Annotated in this window: 12 protein-coding genes; 4 read left to right on the top strand and 8 right to left on the bottom strand. The window is 52.4% G+C overall.

Annotated elements, in window-relative coordinates:
• Positions 1–95 precede the first annotated feature (95 nt).
• From FCL47_RS13210 to pncA, 3 genes are all read left to right on the top strand, one after another.
• Positions 96–2,318 (top strand): HAD-IIB family hydrolase, encoded by a 2,223-nt coding sequence (locus tag FCL47_RS13210; RefSeq protein WP_136813988.1) that lies wholly within the window; start codon positions 96–98, stop codon positions 2,316–2,318.
• A gap of 331 nt (positions 2,319–2,649) precedes the next feature.
• The gene (locus tag FCL47_RS13215) at positions 2,650–4,245 is read left to right on the top strand and encodes a nicotinate phosphoribosyltransferase (RefSeq protein WP_136813989.1); all 1,596 of its coding nucleotides are present in this window, start codon (positions 2,650–2,652) and stop codon (positions 4,243–4,245) included.
• Between the two features lie 9 nt (positions 4,246–4,254).
• On the top strand, positions 4,255–4,893 hold the full coding sequence (pncA, locus tag FCL47_RS13220; RefSeq protein WP_136813990.1) for a bifunctional nicotinamidase/pyrazinamidase: 639 nt from the start codon (positions 4,255–4,257) through the stop codon (positions 4,891–4,893).
• Positions 4,894–4,959: 66 nt separating this feature from the next.
• Here the strand turns inward: pncA and FCL47_RS13225 are convergent, their stop codons facing one another.
• Positions 4,960–5,853: a DMT family transporter gene (locus FCL47_RS13225; protein ID WP_136813991.1), complete on the bottom strand. Its 894-nt coding sequence runs from the start codon at positions 5,851–5,853 to the stop codon at positions 4,960–4,962.
• A gap of 293 nt (positions 5,854–6,146) precedes the next feature.
• Between FCL47_RS13225 and FCL47_RS13230 the strand changes: the two genes are divergently transcribed.
• Positions 6,147–7,403 carry an MFS transporter gene (locus FCL47_RS13230; RefSeq protein WP_136814158.1) on the top strand — a complete coding sequence of 419 codons (1,257 nt, stop codon included), beginning with the start codon at positions 6,147–6,149 and terminating at the stop codon, positions 7,401–7,403.
• Here the strand turns inward: FCL47_RS13230 and FCL47_RS13235 are convergent.
• From FCL47_RS13235 to FCL47_RS13265, 7 genes are all read right to left on the bottom strand, one after another.
• Positions 7,400–9,493, bottom strand: a complete 2,094-nt coding sequence (locus FCL47_RS13235) for a chloride channel protein (protein WP_136813992.1) — start codon at positions 9,491–9,493, stop codon at positions 7,400–7,402. The genes FCL47_RS13230 and FCL47_RS13235 overlap by 4 nt on opposite strands.
• Positions 9,494–9,758: 265 nt before the next feature.
• Entirely contained in the window at positions 9,759–10,850 is a 1,092-nt protein-coding gene (gene aroC / locus FCL47_RS13240) for a chorismate synthase (protein WP_136813993.1), read from the bottom strand.
• 72 nt (positions 10,851–10,922) lie between these two features.
• On the bottom strand, positions 10,923–11,804 hold the full coding sequence (locus FCL47_RS13245; RefSeq protein ID WP_136813994.1) for a DMT family transporter: 882 nt from the start codon (positions 11,802–11,804) through the stop codon (positions 10,923–10,925).
• 15 nt (positions 11,805–11,819) lie between these two features.
• Complete coding sequence (gene sthA, locus FCL47_RS13250) at positions 11,820–13,229, bottom strand: Si-specific NAD(P)(+) transhydrogenase (protein ID WP_136813995.1); 1,410 nt, start codon at positions 13,227–13,229, stop codon at positions 11,820–11,822.
• A gap of 210 nt (positions 13,230–13,439) precedes the next feature.
• Positions 13,440–15,494 (bottom strand): methyl-accepting chemotaxis protein, encoded by a 2,055-nt coding sequence (locus FCL47_RS13255; protein WP_136813996.1) that lies wholly within the window; start codon positions 15,492–15,494, stop codon positions 13,440–13,442.
• 129 nt (positions 15,495–15,623) lie between these two features.
• On the bottom strand, positions 15,624–16,319 hold the full coding sequence (locus FCL47_RS13260) for a TIGR04283 family arsenosugar biosynthesis glycosyltransferase (protein ID WP_136813997.1): 696 nt from the start codon (positions 16,317–16,319) through the stop codon (positions 15,624–15,626).
• Positions 16,316–16,948, bottom strand: a complete 633-nt coding sequence (locus tag FCL47_RS13265) for a TIGR04282 family arsenosugar biosynthesis glycosyltransferase (RefSeq protein WP_136813998.1) — start codon at positions 16,946–16,948, stop codon at positions 16,316–16,318. The genes FCL47_RS13260 and FCL47_RS13265 overlap by 4 nt, the downstream gene beginning before the upstream one ends.
• Positions 16,949–16,986 lie beyond the last annotated feature (38 nt).

Here is a 16,986-nt window from a genome sequence, read left to right on the forward strand (position 1 = left end):
ATTGTTGTCGCATATTCAGGTTTTCTGAGAAAAATCGTTGCCCTGGCGGTTTCAATTGGGTAGGATAAATGATCCATCAGGAACACTTCTTGGTCATGACGGCCTTGATTTTGTTGGGAAGGATACCTGCATTTATGAAAACAAATCGACTCTATCTGCAGCTGATAAGTCTCCATGGATTGATTCGCAGCCACTCGCTGGAGCTGGGACGAGATGCCGACACCGGCGGTCAGACGAAGTATGTCGTAGAACTTGCCAGGGCTTTAGCCGGCCATGAGGATGTGGCGCAGGTTGATCTCGTTACCAGGCTCGTTCGCGATAAAAACATCTCCAGGGATTACAGTCAACCGATCGAAGAGATCTGCGACGGGGCCCGGATCGTCCGCATCCAGTGTGGTGGTCGGAAGTACCTGAGAAAAGAGCTTCTCTGGCCGCATCTTGAAGAATTTATTGATAAAACCATCAAATTTATCACCTCACAGCAGAGACCTCCCGATATCTTTCATGGCCATTATGCCGATGCCGGCTATGTGGCCATGCAGCTTGCCGCCGCTTTTGACACGCCGTTTTTCTTCACCGGCCATTCTCTGGGGAAAAATAAACTGGCCAAGCTGCTTGCCGATGGCATGAAAAAAACGGAAATCGACCGCCAGTATAAGATACAGACCCGGATCGACACCGAAGAACAGATTGTCGGCAGGGCGGACATGATTATTACTTCGACGCAGCAGGAGATCGAAAAACAGTATGGCCTGTACACCAATGGTGCTGCCGGTACATATACGGTTATCCCGCCGGGTATTGAACTTGAGGCCTTTTACCCCTATTATGATTCCGAGCTTGACATCGATTTGCTGAGCGAAGAAGCAAAACAGACCAAGATTACCCTGAGAAATGAACTGCACCGATTCTGGATCAAACCGGAGCGACCGTTTATTCTGGCTCTGTGTCGTCCCGATCACCGTAAAAATATTACCGGCTTGATCGAGGCCTATGGCACCGACAAAGAGCTGCAGGCAATCGCCAATCTGGCGATATTTGCCGGTATCCGTCAGGATATCAACACAATGGGCGATAATGAAAAAGCAGTCCTGACCGATATGCTGCTGCAGATGGACCGGTTTGATCTCTACGGTAAGCTGGCGATCCCCAAGAAGCATGACTTCGCCACCGAGGTGCCGACCCTGTACCGGATGTGTGCCCAGAGCCACGGGGTCTTTATTAATCCGGCACTGGTTGAACCTTTTGGCCTGACGCTCATCGAGGCCTCGGCCTGCGGCCTGCCGATCGTTGCGACTCATGATGGCGGTCCTGTCGATATCATTAAGAACTGCCAGAGTGGCCTGCTGGTCGATGTTGGTCAGCCGGAGGCAATCAGTGAGGCTTTGAAAAAGATTCTTATCGATCAGAGCCTGTGGGAGACCTTGTCAAACAATGGGATAAACGGGGTACGTAAGCACTATTCCTGGACTACCCATTGTACAAGGACCATGGAGCAGTATTGCCGGTTCTTGCCAGCTCATCAGGTGGAGAACAACCACAAATCATCCAATCAGAAAAATCATATGCGACCCTCTTTTGGAAAACGGCTGACGAGTCTCACCAAATTGATGATCACCGATATCGATAATACCCTTATCGGCGATGATGCCAGCCTGTACCAGCTGCTCGAGCTGCTCGACGAGCACCGCAGCGATCTGGCCTGGGGCGTGGCCACCGGACGCAGCCTGGAGCTGACCCTGGAGGCGATGACCGAATACAATATTCCCGTGCCGGATATCCTCATCTGTTCGGTCGGCACCGAGATGTACTACGGGCCGGACCTGCGCATGGATAAAGGGTGGCAGCAGCATATCTCCCACAAGTGGAAACCGGAGCATATCAAGGAAACCCTGCATACGTTTGATTTCCTGGTGTTTCAGGAAGCAGAAGGGCAGCGCAGTCACAAAATAAGCTATTATCTGGAAAATAAAGATGACCGGCTGGACCAGATCAGACAAGCCCTGGATGAGCAGAAACTGCGTTGCCAGGTCATTTATTCCCATAATCAGTTTCTCGATATCCTGCCCCGCCGTGCATCGAAGGGCAAAGCGGTGGAGTATCTGCAGTATAAATACGAGTTTCTGCCCCGCCACGTCATGGTAGCCGGCGATTCGGGCAATGACGCGGACATGCTGGAGGGCAAAACCCGCGGCCTCATTGTTGGCAACCACAGCGAAGAACTGGCCTATCTGAAGAGCGCTGCGCGGGTCTATTTCAGCACGGGTAAATATGCGGCTGGAATAATCGAGGGTTTGCACCACTACGGTTTTGTTTAAGCTTTACGCTATTCTGTTTCCCTTCCGTTTTGGCAGCCAGGCCAAGACATGCGTTGTCGATTGCCGCTTCCTGAGCTCGACGTAATGCCCCGCCGCAAGATAGATCGAGCTGTCTGGTTCGTTTCTGCTCCTGGATAAACCGGAAAAAAATCATCGTATAGATCATTCTTGACTATTAAGCTGTTCTCTCACGCTTTATAGTGAGAGGAGATCGTGGTGATTGAGGATGGCTTATAGGAAGGTATGAAAACGGCTAAGCTGGCTGAATATTGCCCGGCAAATCATGGCAAGGAAGAAATGCCGATCCGGCAGATATGGATAAGTGGGTATTATGAAATCGAACTTCAACTATGACCCGGCACAACCTGGTCAGACAGCGTCTGCTGCCGCATTGCCTGTTTTTCCCAATGCATCGCTGGCTTTGACAATTGACCTTTATCTCCTCACCATGGCCCAGGGGTACCTGCTGTCCGGCATGGAAAGCCGGTCCAGCGTCTTCCATATGTTTTATCGACACGCGCCTTTCCGGGGACGATATGCTGTTGTGGCTGGTATGAGTCCCTTTGCCGACTGGCTCGAAGCTCTGGCGTTTACCGATGAAGATATCGAGTTTCTCAGCACGGTTCCCGGGAAAGACGGCAGACCTCTTTTCGTTGCCTCGTTTCTCCGCTATCTGAAGGAGTGGCGATTCCGAGGCTCGATCGAGGCTGTGCCGGAGGGAACAATTCTCTTTCCACATGAACCTATGGTGCGGGTGCGGGCACCTCTATTTGATGCCCAGCTACTCGAAGCGGCACTTTTGGCCATAGTCAACCATCAAACCCTGATCGCCACCAAGGCTTCAAGGGTTCGTCTGGCTGCGGGGTCCGATGAGGTCCTGGAATTTGGTTTGCGGCGCGCGCAGGGACTGGATGGCGGGTTGTCGTCAAGCCGGGCTGCGTATATCGGCGGTATCGATGCAACCTCCAATGTTCTGGCAGCGGCCCGTTTCGGTATCCCGGTCCGGGGCACGCATGCCCACAGCTGGGTGATGGCTTTCGATGAGGAAAGCGAGGCGTTTACCGCCTATGCAGATCTGTTCCCCCACAATTCCGTTTTGCTGGTAGACACCTATGACAGTCTGGAAGGGGTCAAAAAAGCGGTTGAGGTCGGACTCCGTCTGCGCAGCAGGGGGGCCGATTTGATGGGAATTCGCCTGGACTCGGGGGATTTGGCCTATCTGGCTACCGAGGCCCGTCGGTATCTCGATGCCCATGGATTTCAGGCCACCAGGATAGTTGCTTCAAACGAGCTCGATGAGAGGATCATCACCAGTCTCAAGTCGCAGGGAGCGCCCATTGACATCTGGGGAGTCGGCACGAAATTGATCACCGCCTTTGATGAACCGGCATTGGGTGGGGTGTATAAGCTTGCCGCTGTGGCAAACGGCAAAGGGGACATGGTTGCCCGGATGAAAATTTCTGATCAGTCAGCGAAAACGAGTATTCCGGGGTGTCTCGACGTGGCAAGACTTTCGCGGGGGGCACATTGTGTCGGCGATGTCATTTTTGATACCCAGACCGAGTTGCCGCCGGGGCAGGGAGAAAAGATTATCACCATTATTTCACCTGAGGACCCATGGAAGCGTAAAGCCATTTCAGCCAAGGCAATTGAGGTAAACCGGCTTCTGGTGCCGCTTTTTGAAAAGGGCAAGCGCGTCAGCGGGCGTGAAAATATAACTGCAATGCGCCGCCGGACTCTGGCGGGTCTGGCCTCGTTTGACAAGGCAATCCTGCGCTTCGAAAACCCCCACGCCTATGCTGCGGGCTTATCACAGGCCTTGTTTGAACAGCGCCAGCTGATGCGGGAGCATGAGTTTGAGAAAATAAAACATCGATTGGCGGCAGTTCCTGAAAACGGCCATGACAATGGTTTTTTAAAACCTTGAGGGGAAGATATGAAACGGGCACTCATTCTGACGGATATACAAAATGATTTTCTCCCGGGTGGAGCCCTGGCGGTACCGGAAGGCGACGCGATTCTCCCATTTGTCGTCCGTCTCCTGCGGTCCGGGCGCAGCTATGATCTTCTCGTCGTTACCCAGGACTGGCATCCCGAAGGACATGGTTCTTTTGCCTCCTCTCATGAGGGGGCAAAACCCTTTCAGCTCGGTGAATTAGGCGGGAATGCCCAAATGCTCTGGCCGGACCACTGTATCGAAGGGACGGACGGCGCACGCCTTGCCGTGGAAATCGAGGAAGTTCTGGCTGAGCAGAAAGCTGCAGGCAGGCCGATCCATACTGTCAGGAAAGGGCAGGACAGCGCCGTCGATTCCTATTCCGCATTTTTCGACAATGCGCGCCGGCATGATACCGGGCTGCAAGCTGTCCTCGACAAACATGACATTGAAGAAGTAGATGTTGTCGGGCTGGCTCTTGATTATTGCGTGAAATATACGGCCCTCGACGCTGCTTCTCTAGGCTTCAATACGCGAGTACTTCTCGAGGGATGCCGCGCTGTCGATCCTTCTTCTTTAGAGCTCGTGCTTGCCGAATTCGCGGATGCCGGTGTTGCCTGGATTGACGGCAGTACCTGATAAGTTCCTTGGGCACTTGTCACCCTCAAGGGAGGACTGAAAAGAGTACGCCCTTGCAGGATGGTGTCAGGTCAATTTCCTGTTCTTCTGGAAATTAGTAAGGGTAACTCCCGTCAGCACGAGAATACCACCTGCCAGCACAATGGGTTTTACAGACTCATCCAGAATGAGCCAGGACAGCAGGATGGAAAACAACGGAACGAGGTTGATGAAAATGCCGGCTCTCGTTGCACCGATTTTTTTAATACCTTGATAGTAGAGGGAAAAACCAAGAGCTGTTCCCCCTATGCCGAGGTAGGTGAGGCTGGTCCAGTCCACCAGGGAAACGGTTGAGAGATGACTGAACAATCCATCATGGGCGGCCGGAAACGAGAGCAGCAGGGTGCCGATGATACACGAATAGCAGACAGCGGTCAGCGGGGAGAGCGTGCTCAGAACGGATCTGCCGATGAGCGAGTAGGCGGACCAGCTCAGCACGCAGCCGACCAGGGCCTTTTCACCGGGGCCGAAGCCACCACTGAAAAGTGAGCCTGGATGACCGTTGCTGATAACCGTTATGGCGCCAATCAGCGACAGGAGGACCCCACAGGCTTTCAATGCAGTGAGTCGTTCGCGTAAAAAAATTGCCGCAAAAAGAGTGATGACCAGAGGGGTGCTGGCGACGATGAGTGAGGCGCGACCGGCACTGATGTGGTGGAGTCCGCTGAAAAAAAAGACATTGTAGGCAAAGACTCCGGTCATTCCTAATAGAGTGAGGGGGACCCACATTTTTTTGGGCGGCAGGACAATTCTTTTTTCGATGAGCCGGGTCATGACCAGCATGGCTGCCGAGGCTATGAGAAAACGCAGAAAGGCAGAGCTGGCCGGGTCGAGCGAGCCGGCCAGTAATCTCCCGGCGATAAAGGTGCCTCCCCAGAGAAACATGGTGAGGACCAGCGATAAATAGGTGAGAAAAGGCATGGCTCAATTCGTTTTAAGGCCTTACTCCAGAAATCCTGTCACTCTTTTCAGTACCCCTTGAGGGGTGCAAAAAACAAGAAAGCTGTGATGTGTATTGAAAGTATAAACTTGAAGGCACATCCAAGGCACTTATACCCCCCTTGTGGGGTGTTAGGGTTATGATGCGAGTGTTTTTGTAGCAGCAGATTCTTCATAATATCCAGTATCCACTGGAAAGCATATACTTTTTGGTGGATCTGCTGTCAACTGTTTCCTCAATCCCCATAGGTTCGATAGTGTATCATAAACTGAAAATGACCCGGGAAGAGTTCAGCTGGGTACTCTATGATGTCGGTAACTCGGCTTTTGTGCTGGTGATGGTCACTGCGTTGATGCCGCTTTTTTTCAAAGATGTTGCCGCAGCGGGTATGAGCGGTGCGGAATCGACCGCCAACTGGGGCTTTGCCAACTCTGCGGCATCCTTTGCCCTTGCCCTGCTGGCGCCGATACTGGGGACGATGGCCGATTATCAGGGGATGAAAAAACGATTCTTTCTTTTTTTTCTTTTTGTCGGTATCTGTTTCACCCTTTTGCTGCTCTGTGTTGGTGCCGGGCAATGGCTGCTCTGCCTGGGGGTGTTTGTGTTTGCCAGGATCGGGTGGGCGGGGGCGAATATCTTTTATGATGCCTTTCTCCCCGATGTGACCAGCAGGGAACGAATGGATCTCATTTCCACGCGTGGTTACGGGTACGGCTATGTCGGCAGCGTTGTCCCTTTTTTGCTGATCATAGGGCTTATTCTGGGCAGCGGCATGGGGGGAGGGGTGCCGGTTGGTATATTTAAAGTCTCTTTTATGATTGTTGCCTGCTGGTGGCTGGTTTTTTCCATCCCGGCGGTCAAACATGTGCACCAGATTTTCTATCTGCCCTCCGTCGCCTCACCGATCCTTGGCAGTTTCCAAAGGCTGTGGAGTACCTTCAAGGAAATCCGGCAGTACCGGCAACCGTTTTTGTTTTTAGCGGCCTACTTCTTTTATATCGATGGGGTCGACACGATCATTACCATGTCGACAGCCTATGGCAGGGACCTTGGCTTTGGGGTGACGATGCTGATTGTTGTTCTTCTTCTCATCCAGCTTATTGCCTTCCCCTTTGCTCTGCTCTTTGGCCGATTGGCGGCGATATTTTCGACGAAGCGGATGCTCTTTGCCGGGATCGGTGTTTATTGCCTGGCCACCTTTATTGCATTCTTTCTGCCGGTCATCAATGATCCGCTCTTTAAAAATATGGCTTTCTGGGGGGTTGCCTTTCTTGTGGCTTCGGCTATGGGGGGCATTCAGGCCCTGAGTCGGAGTTTCTATGGCAGACTTATCCCGGCTGAAAAAAGTGCCGAATTTTTTGGCCTTTATAATGTGTTTGGTAAGTTCGCCGCAATAACCGGTCCGCTCATGATGGGTCTGGTCGGCCGAATGACAGGCGAGACACGCTGGGGAATCCTGAGCCTTCTGCTGCTTTTTATCGCCGGCGGGGTGCTGCTCGGCAGAGTGCAGGGCTCGGCCGAGTCGATTTAAGGTTTTTGGGCTGGCAACTGACAGGCGTTGAGAAATCCCTTGATGTCGTTGATATCCTTGATGCGGCCATAGACAGTGATAACATCCCCTTCTTTCAGTACGGTCTGACCACGGGGGATGAGGATCTGCCCGCCTCGCTTGATGGAAACCATGTTGATGGTATCCGGCAATGACAGGTCTCTTACCATGGCGTTGTTACAGGTATCTTCCTGCTGCAGGACAAATTCGACATAGCCGTTTTCTTTTTGCTTTCGCAACTCAACCTGATGCTCGACGATCTGACCTCGCTGTTTTCGGACAATACCGACATCGTAAGCGCGCAGGATATCGCTTCGACTGATAATGCCGCTCAGCCTGCCCGAGCCGTCTCGGCTGATGACCGGCAGTCTGGCCAGGTCACGGGGAGACATTTTCTGAATAGCTACCCAGATAGGCTCATCGGGGTAGACGGTAATGGGGTCTTCAACTGCCAGATCGGCAACCCGCAAATTTTTAGAGCTGAAATTGGGCTGTGATTGGGCCCGGTGCATATCCTGCAGGGTTATGATGCCGCAGAGTTTATCATCGTCGGCCAGTACCGGAAAGCCGAGGATGTTGGTTTCCTGGAACAGGGCCATGACCTCGGAAATAGAAGCGTCCTTATGAACGGTGACCGGTTTGCTTCTCATTACCTCACTGACCTTGACAGCCTGCATGATATCCATGTCCCGCCCTTCGACAAAACGAACGCCGCGTTTTGCGAGCTTCATGGTGTAGATGGACTCCGGATGCAGCCATTGGGAGAAATAGCTGGCGGTAACTCCGGCTACCATCAGCGGCAGGATCATCGCATAATCGTTGCTCATTTCAAATACGATGAGCATCGCCGTGAGCGGAGCCCTGGCTGTAGCCGAGAAGAGTGCTGCCATGCCGACCAGGGCATAGGCTCCGGGGTTGTTGGCGATAGAGGGGAACCAGTGGTTGAAAAGATGGCCCATGGCGCCGCCCAGCACCGCGCCGGTGAACAGTGATGGTGCGAAAACACCGCCTGAATTGCCGGAACCGAGGGTCAGCGAAGTGGCGAGAGGTTTGAGCAGGATAAGGATGAATAAAATCCATAGCGCTGCGTGGTTTTGAATTGCTGCCTGGATGAAGGGGAAACCCGCACCGTACATATGCGGGATAGGCATCACCACTCCGCTGCCATGGGCAGCAGAACCTGCAGGAAAGGTCAAGTCAGGCAGATTCATATAGGCCACACCGAGCAGGCCTAAAAGTAGGCTGCCGACTGCCGGTTTAAAAAGCTGGGGGAACTTCCAGTCATCAAAAATGTTTTCCGAGAAGTCGAGCATCTTCATAAACATGATGCCGACCAGGGCTGCCATGAGACCGAGAATCAGATACAGGATTATTTCGCCGGGACTATTCAGGCTGTACGCCGGGACCTGGAAGGCAAATCTGTCGCCGATGATAGCGCGGCTGACCACAACGGCGGATACGGCGGCAATGACAACATTGCCAAATGCCCGCATCTGCAAGCCGCACATAAGGACTTCGATGGCAAAGGCTACTCCGGCCATGGGCGCGTTAAAGGTTGCGGCAATACCTGCCGCTGCACCGCAGGCGACGAGATTGCGGATACGCTCGTCGGAGAGTCGAAGGACCTGGCCGACGGAGGAGCCCAGCGCCGCGCCGACCTGAATGATTGGTCCTTCACGGCCGGCAGACCCGCCGGTTCCGATACAGAGCGCGGATGCCATGATTTTGGCGGCGGCTACCCTGGCCCGAATGCGTCCCCCCCGCAGGATGAGGGCCTGCATGACTTCGGGAACGCCATGTCCTTTTGCTTCATGGGCCATAAGGATAAGCGGACCAACAAGCAAGCCGCCCAGAATCGGCGCAATCAGGTAGATCCATTTTCCAAGAAAGGGGAGCAGACCGGAGATCGTGCCATAAGAAAAATCCTGAATGGCGAAGATTAATTTCACAAAAAAAACCGATGCCAGGCCGGTGCATGCTCCAACGAAAACAGAGAGCATAAGGAGCAGGAAGCCTTCAGGGGGAGCGAAGCGATCCAGATACGAGCTGAGGGTCGAGCGTTTAGGAGTCATCTTGGTTTCCGCCAGAAAAAACATTGCCGTTTGAGATTGTTATGATGCAAAGTTCATAACAGGCGGCTCAACCGCAGCAATAATTAGAATAAGAATACAATGAAAAACAACCACACGCATTTGTTGCCCGGAACCAAAAATTATTACCGCTTTCCGGGAGGAGATTCAACAAGTATTTGTTGAATCTCCGGATAATCCGGTCAATTTTCCATGGCCGGATTATCTTTTTGGGCTGGATGAGCTTTGTGGATATGTCACGACGCTCTCAAAATTGGAGTGCTTTGCGTGCTTCCTGTTGCAGCAGCATATCGATTATGACCAGGGCAGCCATGCTCTCGACGATAGGTACCGCCCTGGGTACAACGCATGGGTCGTGGCGGCCTTTTGCTTCGAGTACTGCGGCGTCGCCCGTGAAATCAACCGTCTGCTGGGGGAGAGAAATAGTCGCCGGCGGTTTGAAGGCGATCCGCAGAAGGATCGGCTCACCATTGCTGATCCCGCCTTGAATACCACCGGAATTATTGGTGGTTGTGCCGAGGCGGCTGTCTTTCCAGGTAAACGGGTCGTTATGCTGGGAGCCGCGCAGTCTGGTGCCGGCAAAACCGGAACCGATCTCGAATCCTTTGGTGGCGGGAATGGCCAACATCGCCTGCGCCAGTTTGGCCTCCAGTTTTTCAAAAGTCGGTTCGCCCAGTCCAACCGGGACATTACGGATCACACAGGAGACAACCCCCCCCACCGAATCGCCAATTTCTTTCAGTTCCGCCACCAGATTTTCCATTTGCGCCGCAGCTGCATGGTCGGGGCAGCGGATAGTGGTTGAATCGACGTCTGCTCGGGTGATAGTATTGCTGTCCACGGGGTTTGCGCTGATTTCTCCCACGCTGCTGACCCAGGCGACAATGTCGATATTGAATTTTTCCCGCAGGATTTTGCCGGCAACTGCGCCCGAGGCGACGGTTCCGATAGTTTCCCTGGCGCTGGATCTGCCGCCGCCGGAAGACGCTCTGATGCCATATTTCATCTGGTAAGTGTAGTCGGCATGGGAGGGGCGGGGGATGTCGCGCATATTCCCGTAATCTTTGGGGCGATGGTCCTTGTTGGCTACCTGGAGTGCAATGGGGGTGCCGAGGGTTTTGCCGTTTTCTGTGCCGGACAGGATGATGACCTGGTCGGCTTCCTGGCGATCCGTCGACAGAGCACTCTGACCGGGGCGTCTTCGATTAAGTTGCGGTTGAATATCCTCCGCGGTAAGAGAAAGCCCTGGCGGGCAGCCGTCAATGACCACTCCCACTGCCTTGCAATGGGATTCACCAAAAGTACTTATCTTAAAGAGTGTACCAAAACTGCTAGACATGAATAATTCTCCTTTCTATAAGGTTGTTCATGGTGTCGTAAAAAGTCTACTGGTTGCGCAAGAGAAAGACAGTCAGCGCAGAATATGCTTTTGCGACTCCAGTAACTGGCCTCGGCTATAGATGAATAAGCCGATGGAACATCCGATAATACCAGCGAGCTCATAGTTGTTCAGATTTTCATCAAGTATAAACCAGGCGAGCATCGCTGTCGTGACCGGGACAACAGACATAAAAATTGACACGGTTATCGTACCGAGGTGTTTAATAGCGTATGTGGAACACATGAGGGCGACAATGTTTACCACTATCCCCTGGTACACGGCCTGGCTGGCGATATCCTTTATGTCGGCCTGAAAAAGAGCGTTTGGGAAAACAAACCAGAGTGGCAGAAATAATAAGGCATTGACCACCGAGACGGTCACCAGAACATCTTTCCACTCAAACCTCCAGTGTTTTACGCCGATCATATGCATGGTATACAGGGCGGCGACAACTAGCAACATGATAATTCCGGTGACATGCTCCGGTGAAAAAGTGTCGCCCCCGGCCATAATGAAATTTGCCAGGAAAATAAGGCCGATGGCACCATAACGCATAATCGATATCCGCTGGCGCAGGATAAACCATGCGGCTATCGCACCAAATACCGGAAGCATTCCGTTTACCAGCACCCCGACATGAGCGGCTTTCAGTTCCCGCAAGCCGTAAAACGACAACATGGTGTACGGGAAACCGATACCGAGCCCCACCATCAGGTATTGATGCAGCCGGTATTTTGACCATTGGTGGCGAATAACGAGAGGAGAAACACAGACCAGTGCGGTTACATAGCGTACCAGGGTAATGTCGGCCGGCTGGAGGACGGTGTGCACCCCGTACCTTGAAATGGTTATCCAGCCCGACCAGATAAAGACAATACTGATACAGGCAAGGTAGGCTTTGCGATTATTCAATGTACATCGATGCGGTTAGGGACGCTTTTTCTGAATCTGGTTCGACGCGGCGAGTGCGGCAATTTTCAAGGCTTCGGAATAGGTCGGATAGTTGAAAATATTATCAATGAATACATCAATTTTGGCATTATAGATCATGGCCATCTGGGCAATGTGAATCACCTCGGTGGCACCGCCGCCAAGGATATGGACGCCGAGGATTTCCCTGGTGTCCTGGTGCACGATCATTTTCAGCATGCCTTCGCTCTCACCGGAGATCTGGCCCCGGGGAAGTTCAAAATATCGGCATTTGCCGACCACGATTTTATAGCCCCTTTCTCTTGCCTCCTCTTCGGTAATCCCGACATAGGAGATTTCCGGAATGGTATAGATACCAATGGGAAAGATCCTCGGAAACGATTCGACCCGCAGTTTCAGGGCATTGAGAGCTGCGAGCCTGCCCTGGACGATGGAGGTGGCGGCAAGACTCGGCCAACCGATGACATCTCCTACGGCATAGATGTTGGAAGTTGAGGTCTGGTAGAGTTCGTTGACTTCAATGTAGTGGTACTCGTTGAGCCGGATTTCTGCCTTCTCGATAGCCAGGCTTGCTGTATTGGCTTCCCGGCCGAGGGCAAAAAAGAGACAATCCGCGCTGATAACCCGGTTGTTCTGCAGGATGACCTGCGCCCCTGTACTGTTCTTGGTTATTTTGAAGTCGCCGCAATTATGGATGTAATCAACATTGCCCTTGGGAAAATTCTTTTTCAGCTCTCCGGATATCTCATGATCGAGGAATTTCAGCAGCCGGTCGCCCCGGTCGAGCAGGGTCACCTTTACGCCCAGTTCGGCAAAGATGGTCGCGTACTCGGAGCCGATAACCCCGCCCCCCAGAATGATAAGGGTCTTGGGGATTTTTTTCATGTTGAGAATTGAGGTCGAGTCGACGATCACCTGGTGGTCAAACGGGACATCCGGCGGGTTGCGCGGCTGGGAGCCGGTCGCAATTAAAATTCGCGCGCCCTCGACGCGGATCTCCTTGTTATCAGCCAGCTGATCGACAATAACCGTAGTTGGATTTAAAAAACGTGCATTTCCCCGGATGATATCAATGCCATTGCGTTTCAGCTGTTCGCTGATAATTGCGTGTTCCTTAATCCGCACATCATCCAACCGTTGTTTCAGTTTCTCCATGGATATTTCGGTAGTATGCGTGGAACAGTAATCTTCTTCAAAAATTTTGCGCTTCAAATGACCGGTGAGATACAGAACAGCCTCCCGCAGGGTTTTGCTCGGAAAAGTGCCGGTATTGACGCATACGCCACCGAGGGAACCCTCTTTTTCCAGAATCAGCACTTTTTTCCCGGAGTTTGCCGCCGTCATCGCCGCGGCCAGGCCGGCAGGGCCGGTGCCAATGATAATGAAGTCGTATTGAAGTGTTGTCATGGGAGATGGAAATGTGTTTTTAAAGCAGAGTGCTTGTAGAGAAAAACAGGCAATTTAATCTCGTTACAGATAGCCATCGGTTGCCGATTGTTTTACTGCATCCTATATGGTTACACTGCTAGCATATATCTCTCAGTTAAGCAATGATTCAAAGGGGATTGGCGGGGAATGTTTCAGGGTGCCTGTTTATCAGGCACCCTGAGCGAAGAGCTAGATTTTAAATTTGGCGACCAGTTGCGTCAGTTTACCTGAAAGTTCCGACAGTCCATCAGCTGAGGTGCGGACCTGCTGGCTGTTTTCCTTCACCTCGAGAGATTGCTCTTTTACCTGTCCGACCCCCTCCAGCATCATTGTGGTCATCTGGCTGCTGCTGGCCACGTTGTGGTTGATTTCCGTGATGCCCGAGGAAGCCTGAGCCACATTGTTGACTATTTCGTTGGTGGTGATGGATTGTTCCTCCACCGCGGTGACGATGGTACTGACGATTTCATTGACGTCGCTGATGACGCGGGTTATGGCCTCGATATCCGTGACCGTTGCCCCGGTTTGTTGCTGGATCTTGTCGATGGCTGATTTGATCTTACCGGTTGCGGCGGCAGTTTGCTTGGCAAGTTCTTTGATCTCATTGGCAACTACCGCAAACCCCTTGCCGGCTTCTCCCGCTCTTGCCGCTTCGATGGTGGCGTTGAGGGCCAGGAGGTTGGTCTGCTCGGAAATCTCGGTGATCGTCTCCGTCACCGTACCGATGGATCGGGCGGCTTCGCCGAGCTCCTGAACCCTTTCGTGTGATTTTTGGGCGCTTACCACAGCTTCCTCGGTGGTAAGGCGGGCCCGGGAACTGTTTTCCGCTATTTCCTTGATGGTATTTCCCATTTCTTCTGACGCGGAGGCAATCATGTCGAGATTGACCGTTGATTCCTCCATCGCTGCAGAAACTGAGTTCATGTTATCCGACACCTCACCGGCGTTTGTCGCGGTCGTATCGGCTATAGTCGTGGTGGCGTCGGCATTGGTCACCATAAGTTCGGAAATGGCAGCCAACTGGGTTGCTGCGGCCGCAAGATCCTGTGAGGATTGGCTGATATCCCGAAGCATATCCCTGGATTTTTCAACCATGCTCCCGAGGGAGTTGGTGAGCTGGCCGATGGCATCTTTATTTTCGGAGGCAAAGTCGATGGTATAGTCGCCGTTTCCGACTTTAAAGCTTTTATCTGCCAGTTCTTTCAGCGGTCTGTTGATGGACCGGACAAGGAAAATGGCTACCAAGATGCCTGCACTAACAACAAGCAGCCCGACCAGCAGGTTGTTGCGCAGCATTTTCGCATCCAGGCCGTTGAGTATGTCGCCTCTGTTGAGTCCGACGGCGATGAAGATTCCCCATTCCTTGAGATGCCTGATGTAGGTGACTTTCTCCGTTCCTTTCCAGTTGTATCGTATGAAACCTTCATTCACACCTTTAAATTCGGGAATAAGCTCATAGATATTTGTGGTGGAATCGAGGCTGGGGTGAATCAGGATTTCTCCGGCATCGGCATAAACGAAGAAATAGCCTGCGCCTATTGTGGTTTCGGTGATGAAATCTTTTACCTGTGGGCTGAGCATCAACTGGCCGACATAGATTGCCCCTATGATATTATTGTCCATGTCCCGGAGAGGGGCATAGGCGGTAAGATACCAGTCATTGACGACGAAGGCCTTGCCCCGGTAGGTTTCTCCGCGCATGATGCTTTTATATACGGCGCTGTCCGAGGGGATATACGTTCCGACTGCACGTTGACCGTCCTGTTTTTTGACGGTGGTAGAGATCCGCAGGAGTTTGTCGTCCACCAGCTGGAAAATAGTTGCCGAAGACCCGGATATTGTTTCAATGTTATCGACGATATCGTAGTAGCCGTTAATATAACTGACCCCTGCCTGCAGTTGGGGGATTTCCTTGGTGGTGCTTTCTTTGGTTACCTGGTTGACCAGGGTCTCTTGGCGCGTTTTTCCTTCATCGAGGAAGATGGCGCCTTTGGCTTTAAGTTGTTGTTCTAACAGAAGCAGGTCCCCGTCCAGTTTCAGTCGCATATTTTTGTCATACATGCGCAGTGAGTTGTACGCGCTCTGGTGGATATCTTTTATTGCGCCCTCTCCGAGAGAGTAAAGGCCGCTGTCGGCCATCCTGATTGCGTTCCCGGAGGTGATCAGGATCGAAGTCATGGTAATACACACCACGGCAATGAATAATTTCGTGGTGAATTGCATATTTCTGATTTTCTTGAACATTTTTTTCCTTTTTCAATCTTGAAGGTGGGTCGAGCAGTATATTGCACTACTATGTAGTCGCTAGCGTATAACTTGGGAAAAAAAAGTGTTAGTGGAAAATGCAGAAAGACTGAATTTTATTGGAACTGATCAATTGCCGACCCCGCGCATGCGTCGATACCATCTGGACAGAATGGCTGGAGGTACGCCGAGGCTATGGCCGCAGACAATCAACTGGTTGATGAGGGTTGTTCGGACTGTGCCCAAATTCTGCCAGCGTCTGGCGGATGTCGTCGCACATTCGGGGAGAATAATGATGGCGCCTTTTTTTTGCGCTTTTTTGACGAAGACGAAATCTTCCATGATCTCCATCTCCGGAAAGCCGCCGATTGCCGAAAACATTTTTCGGGTAATAAAGAGCGCCTGGTCGCCGTAGGGCAGGTGCAGCAGGCGGGAACGCAGATTCGTAAAATAGGCGATAACGGCCAGGCTTTTTGCGGGGCTGTCAATTGCCAGGGAAAAGGCACCGGCGGCAACAGCCGGTCGATGGACGGCATCAAGAATGAGTTCGGGGAAATTCTCCGGCAGCAGCGTGTCGGCATGCAGAAAGAGGAGTGTCTCCGCTGTCGCTTTTTCGGCACCGAGGTTCATTTGCCTGCCGCGCCCTCGTGGGCTGGAGAGAGTTTTACAACCGGCCTGCACCGCCAGGGCCAGGGTGGCATCGCTGCTGCCGCCGTCGACGACGATCACCTCGCAGTTTTTTGTATCCGCCAGACGGGCAAGGGTTGCGCCAAGTACGTTTTGTTCGTTGAGGGTGGGGATTATTATCGAAAGAGTTACGGTCATAACAAACCCCTTTCCCGGGCGAAAGGGAGATCGGCCGGCAGGTCGATATCTCTTAATGCCTGCAGGATGGCCACTTCATATCCGGCTTGGTCGAGACGCTGGATGGTCGTGGTAAAAAGTTCTTTAGTCGACCAGGGCATCTCTGTGAAAAGCAGCGGCAAGAGTTGCGCTGCTTTTTTTGCAGTCAGGCCGATCAGGTAATAGCCGCCGTCTTCACTGGGCCCAATGACTACCTCTTTGTCCAACAGGGCGGTAAATGCCTGCTCGAGCAGATGAACGCTGATATCCGGGATATCGCTGCCGACCAGAACCGCTCTTTCCACGCCGCCGGCAAATGCGTGCACAAAGGCTGCCTGCATCCTCTGGCCGAGATTGCCATCTTTCTGGGCAACGAAATGCATTGGGCCAAGCCAGATGGACATCTTTTCGCTGTTGCCGCCGGCATAGTGGATCGTCGAAGCAATCCTTCGCCGTTGCAGAAGCAGGTCTGCCCGGGAGACAATTCTTTCCGTCAGCCTTTTTTGCAGCGATGCCGCCCCTTCGGCACCAAGCTCCTCAATGAGTCTGGTTTTGGTTGTACCCGCCTCTGGGTATCTGGTAAAGAGCAGCAATCGGCTGTGAGTCCACATAATCGCAAATAAATATCAGCTTTTCAATGAAAGATAAA

The sequence above is a fragment of the Desulfopila sp. IMCC35006 genome (assembly GCF_005116645.1).
Lineage (GTDB): Bacteria > Desulfobacterota > Desulfobulbia > Desulfobulbales > Desulfocapsaceae > Desulforhopalus_A.

Bases quoted from the DNA above. Each gene is read 5' to 3' on its own strand.
- pncA (WP_136813990.1), top strand. From the start codon at position 4,255: ATGAAACGGGCACTCATTCTGACGGATATACAAAATGATTTTCTCCCG.
- FCL47_RS13235 (WP_136813992.1), bottom strand. From the start codon at position 9,493: ATGACTCCTAAACGCTCGACCCTCAGCTCGTATCTGGATCGCTTCGCT.
- FCL47_RS13225 (WP_136813991.1), bottom strand. From the start codon at position 5,853: ATGCCTTTTCTCACCTATTTATCGCTGGTCCTCACCATGTTTCTCTGG.
- FCL47_RS13210 (WP_136813988.1), top strand. From the start codon at position 96: ATGACGGCCTTGATTTTGTTGGGAAGGATACCTGCATTTATGAAAACA.
- aroC (WP_136813993.1), bottom strand. From the start codon at position 10,850: ATGTCTAGCAGTTTTGGTACACTCTTTAAGATAAGTACTTTTGGTGAA.
- FCL47_RS13260 (WP_136813997.1), bottom strand. From the start codon at position 16,319: ATGACCGTAACTCTTTCGATAATAATCCCCACCCTCAACGAACAAAAC.
- FCL47_RS13255 (WP_136813996.1), bottom strand. From the start codon at position 15,494: ATGTTCAAGAAAATCAGAAATATGCAATTCACCACGAAATTATTCATT.
- FCL47_RS13230 (WP_136814158.1), top strand. From the start codon at position 6,147: ATGACCCGGGAAGAGTTCAGCTGGGTACTCTATGATGTCGGTAACTCG.
- sthA (WP_136813995.1), bottom strand. From the start codon at position 13,229: ATGACAACACTTCAATACGACTTCATTATCATTGGCACCGGCCCTGCC.
- FCL47_RS13215 (WP_136813989.1), top strand. From the start codon at position 2,650: ATGAAATCGAACTTCAACTATGACCCGGCACAACCTGGTCAGACAGCG.
- FCL47_RS13265 (WP_136813998.1), bottom strand. From the start codon at position 16,948: ATGTGGACTCACAGCCGATTGCTGCTCTTTACCAGATACCCAGAGGCG.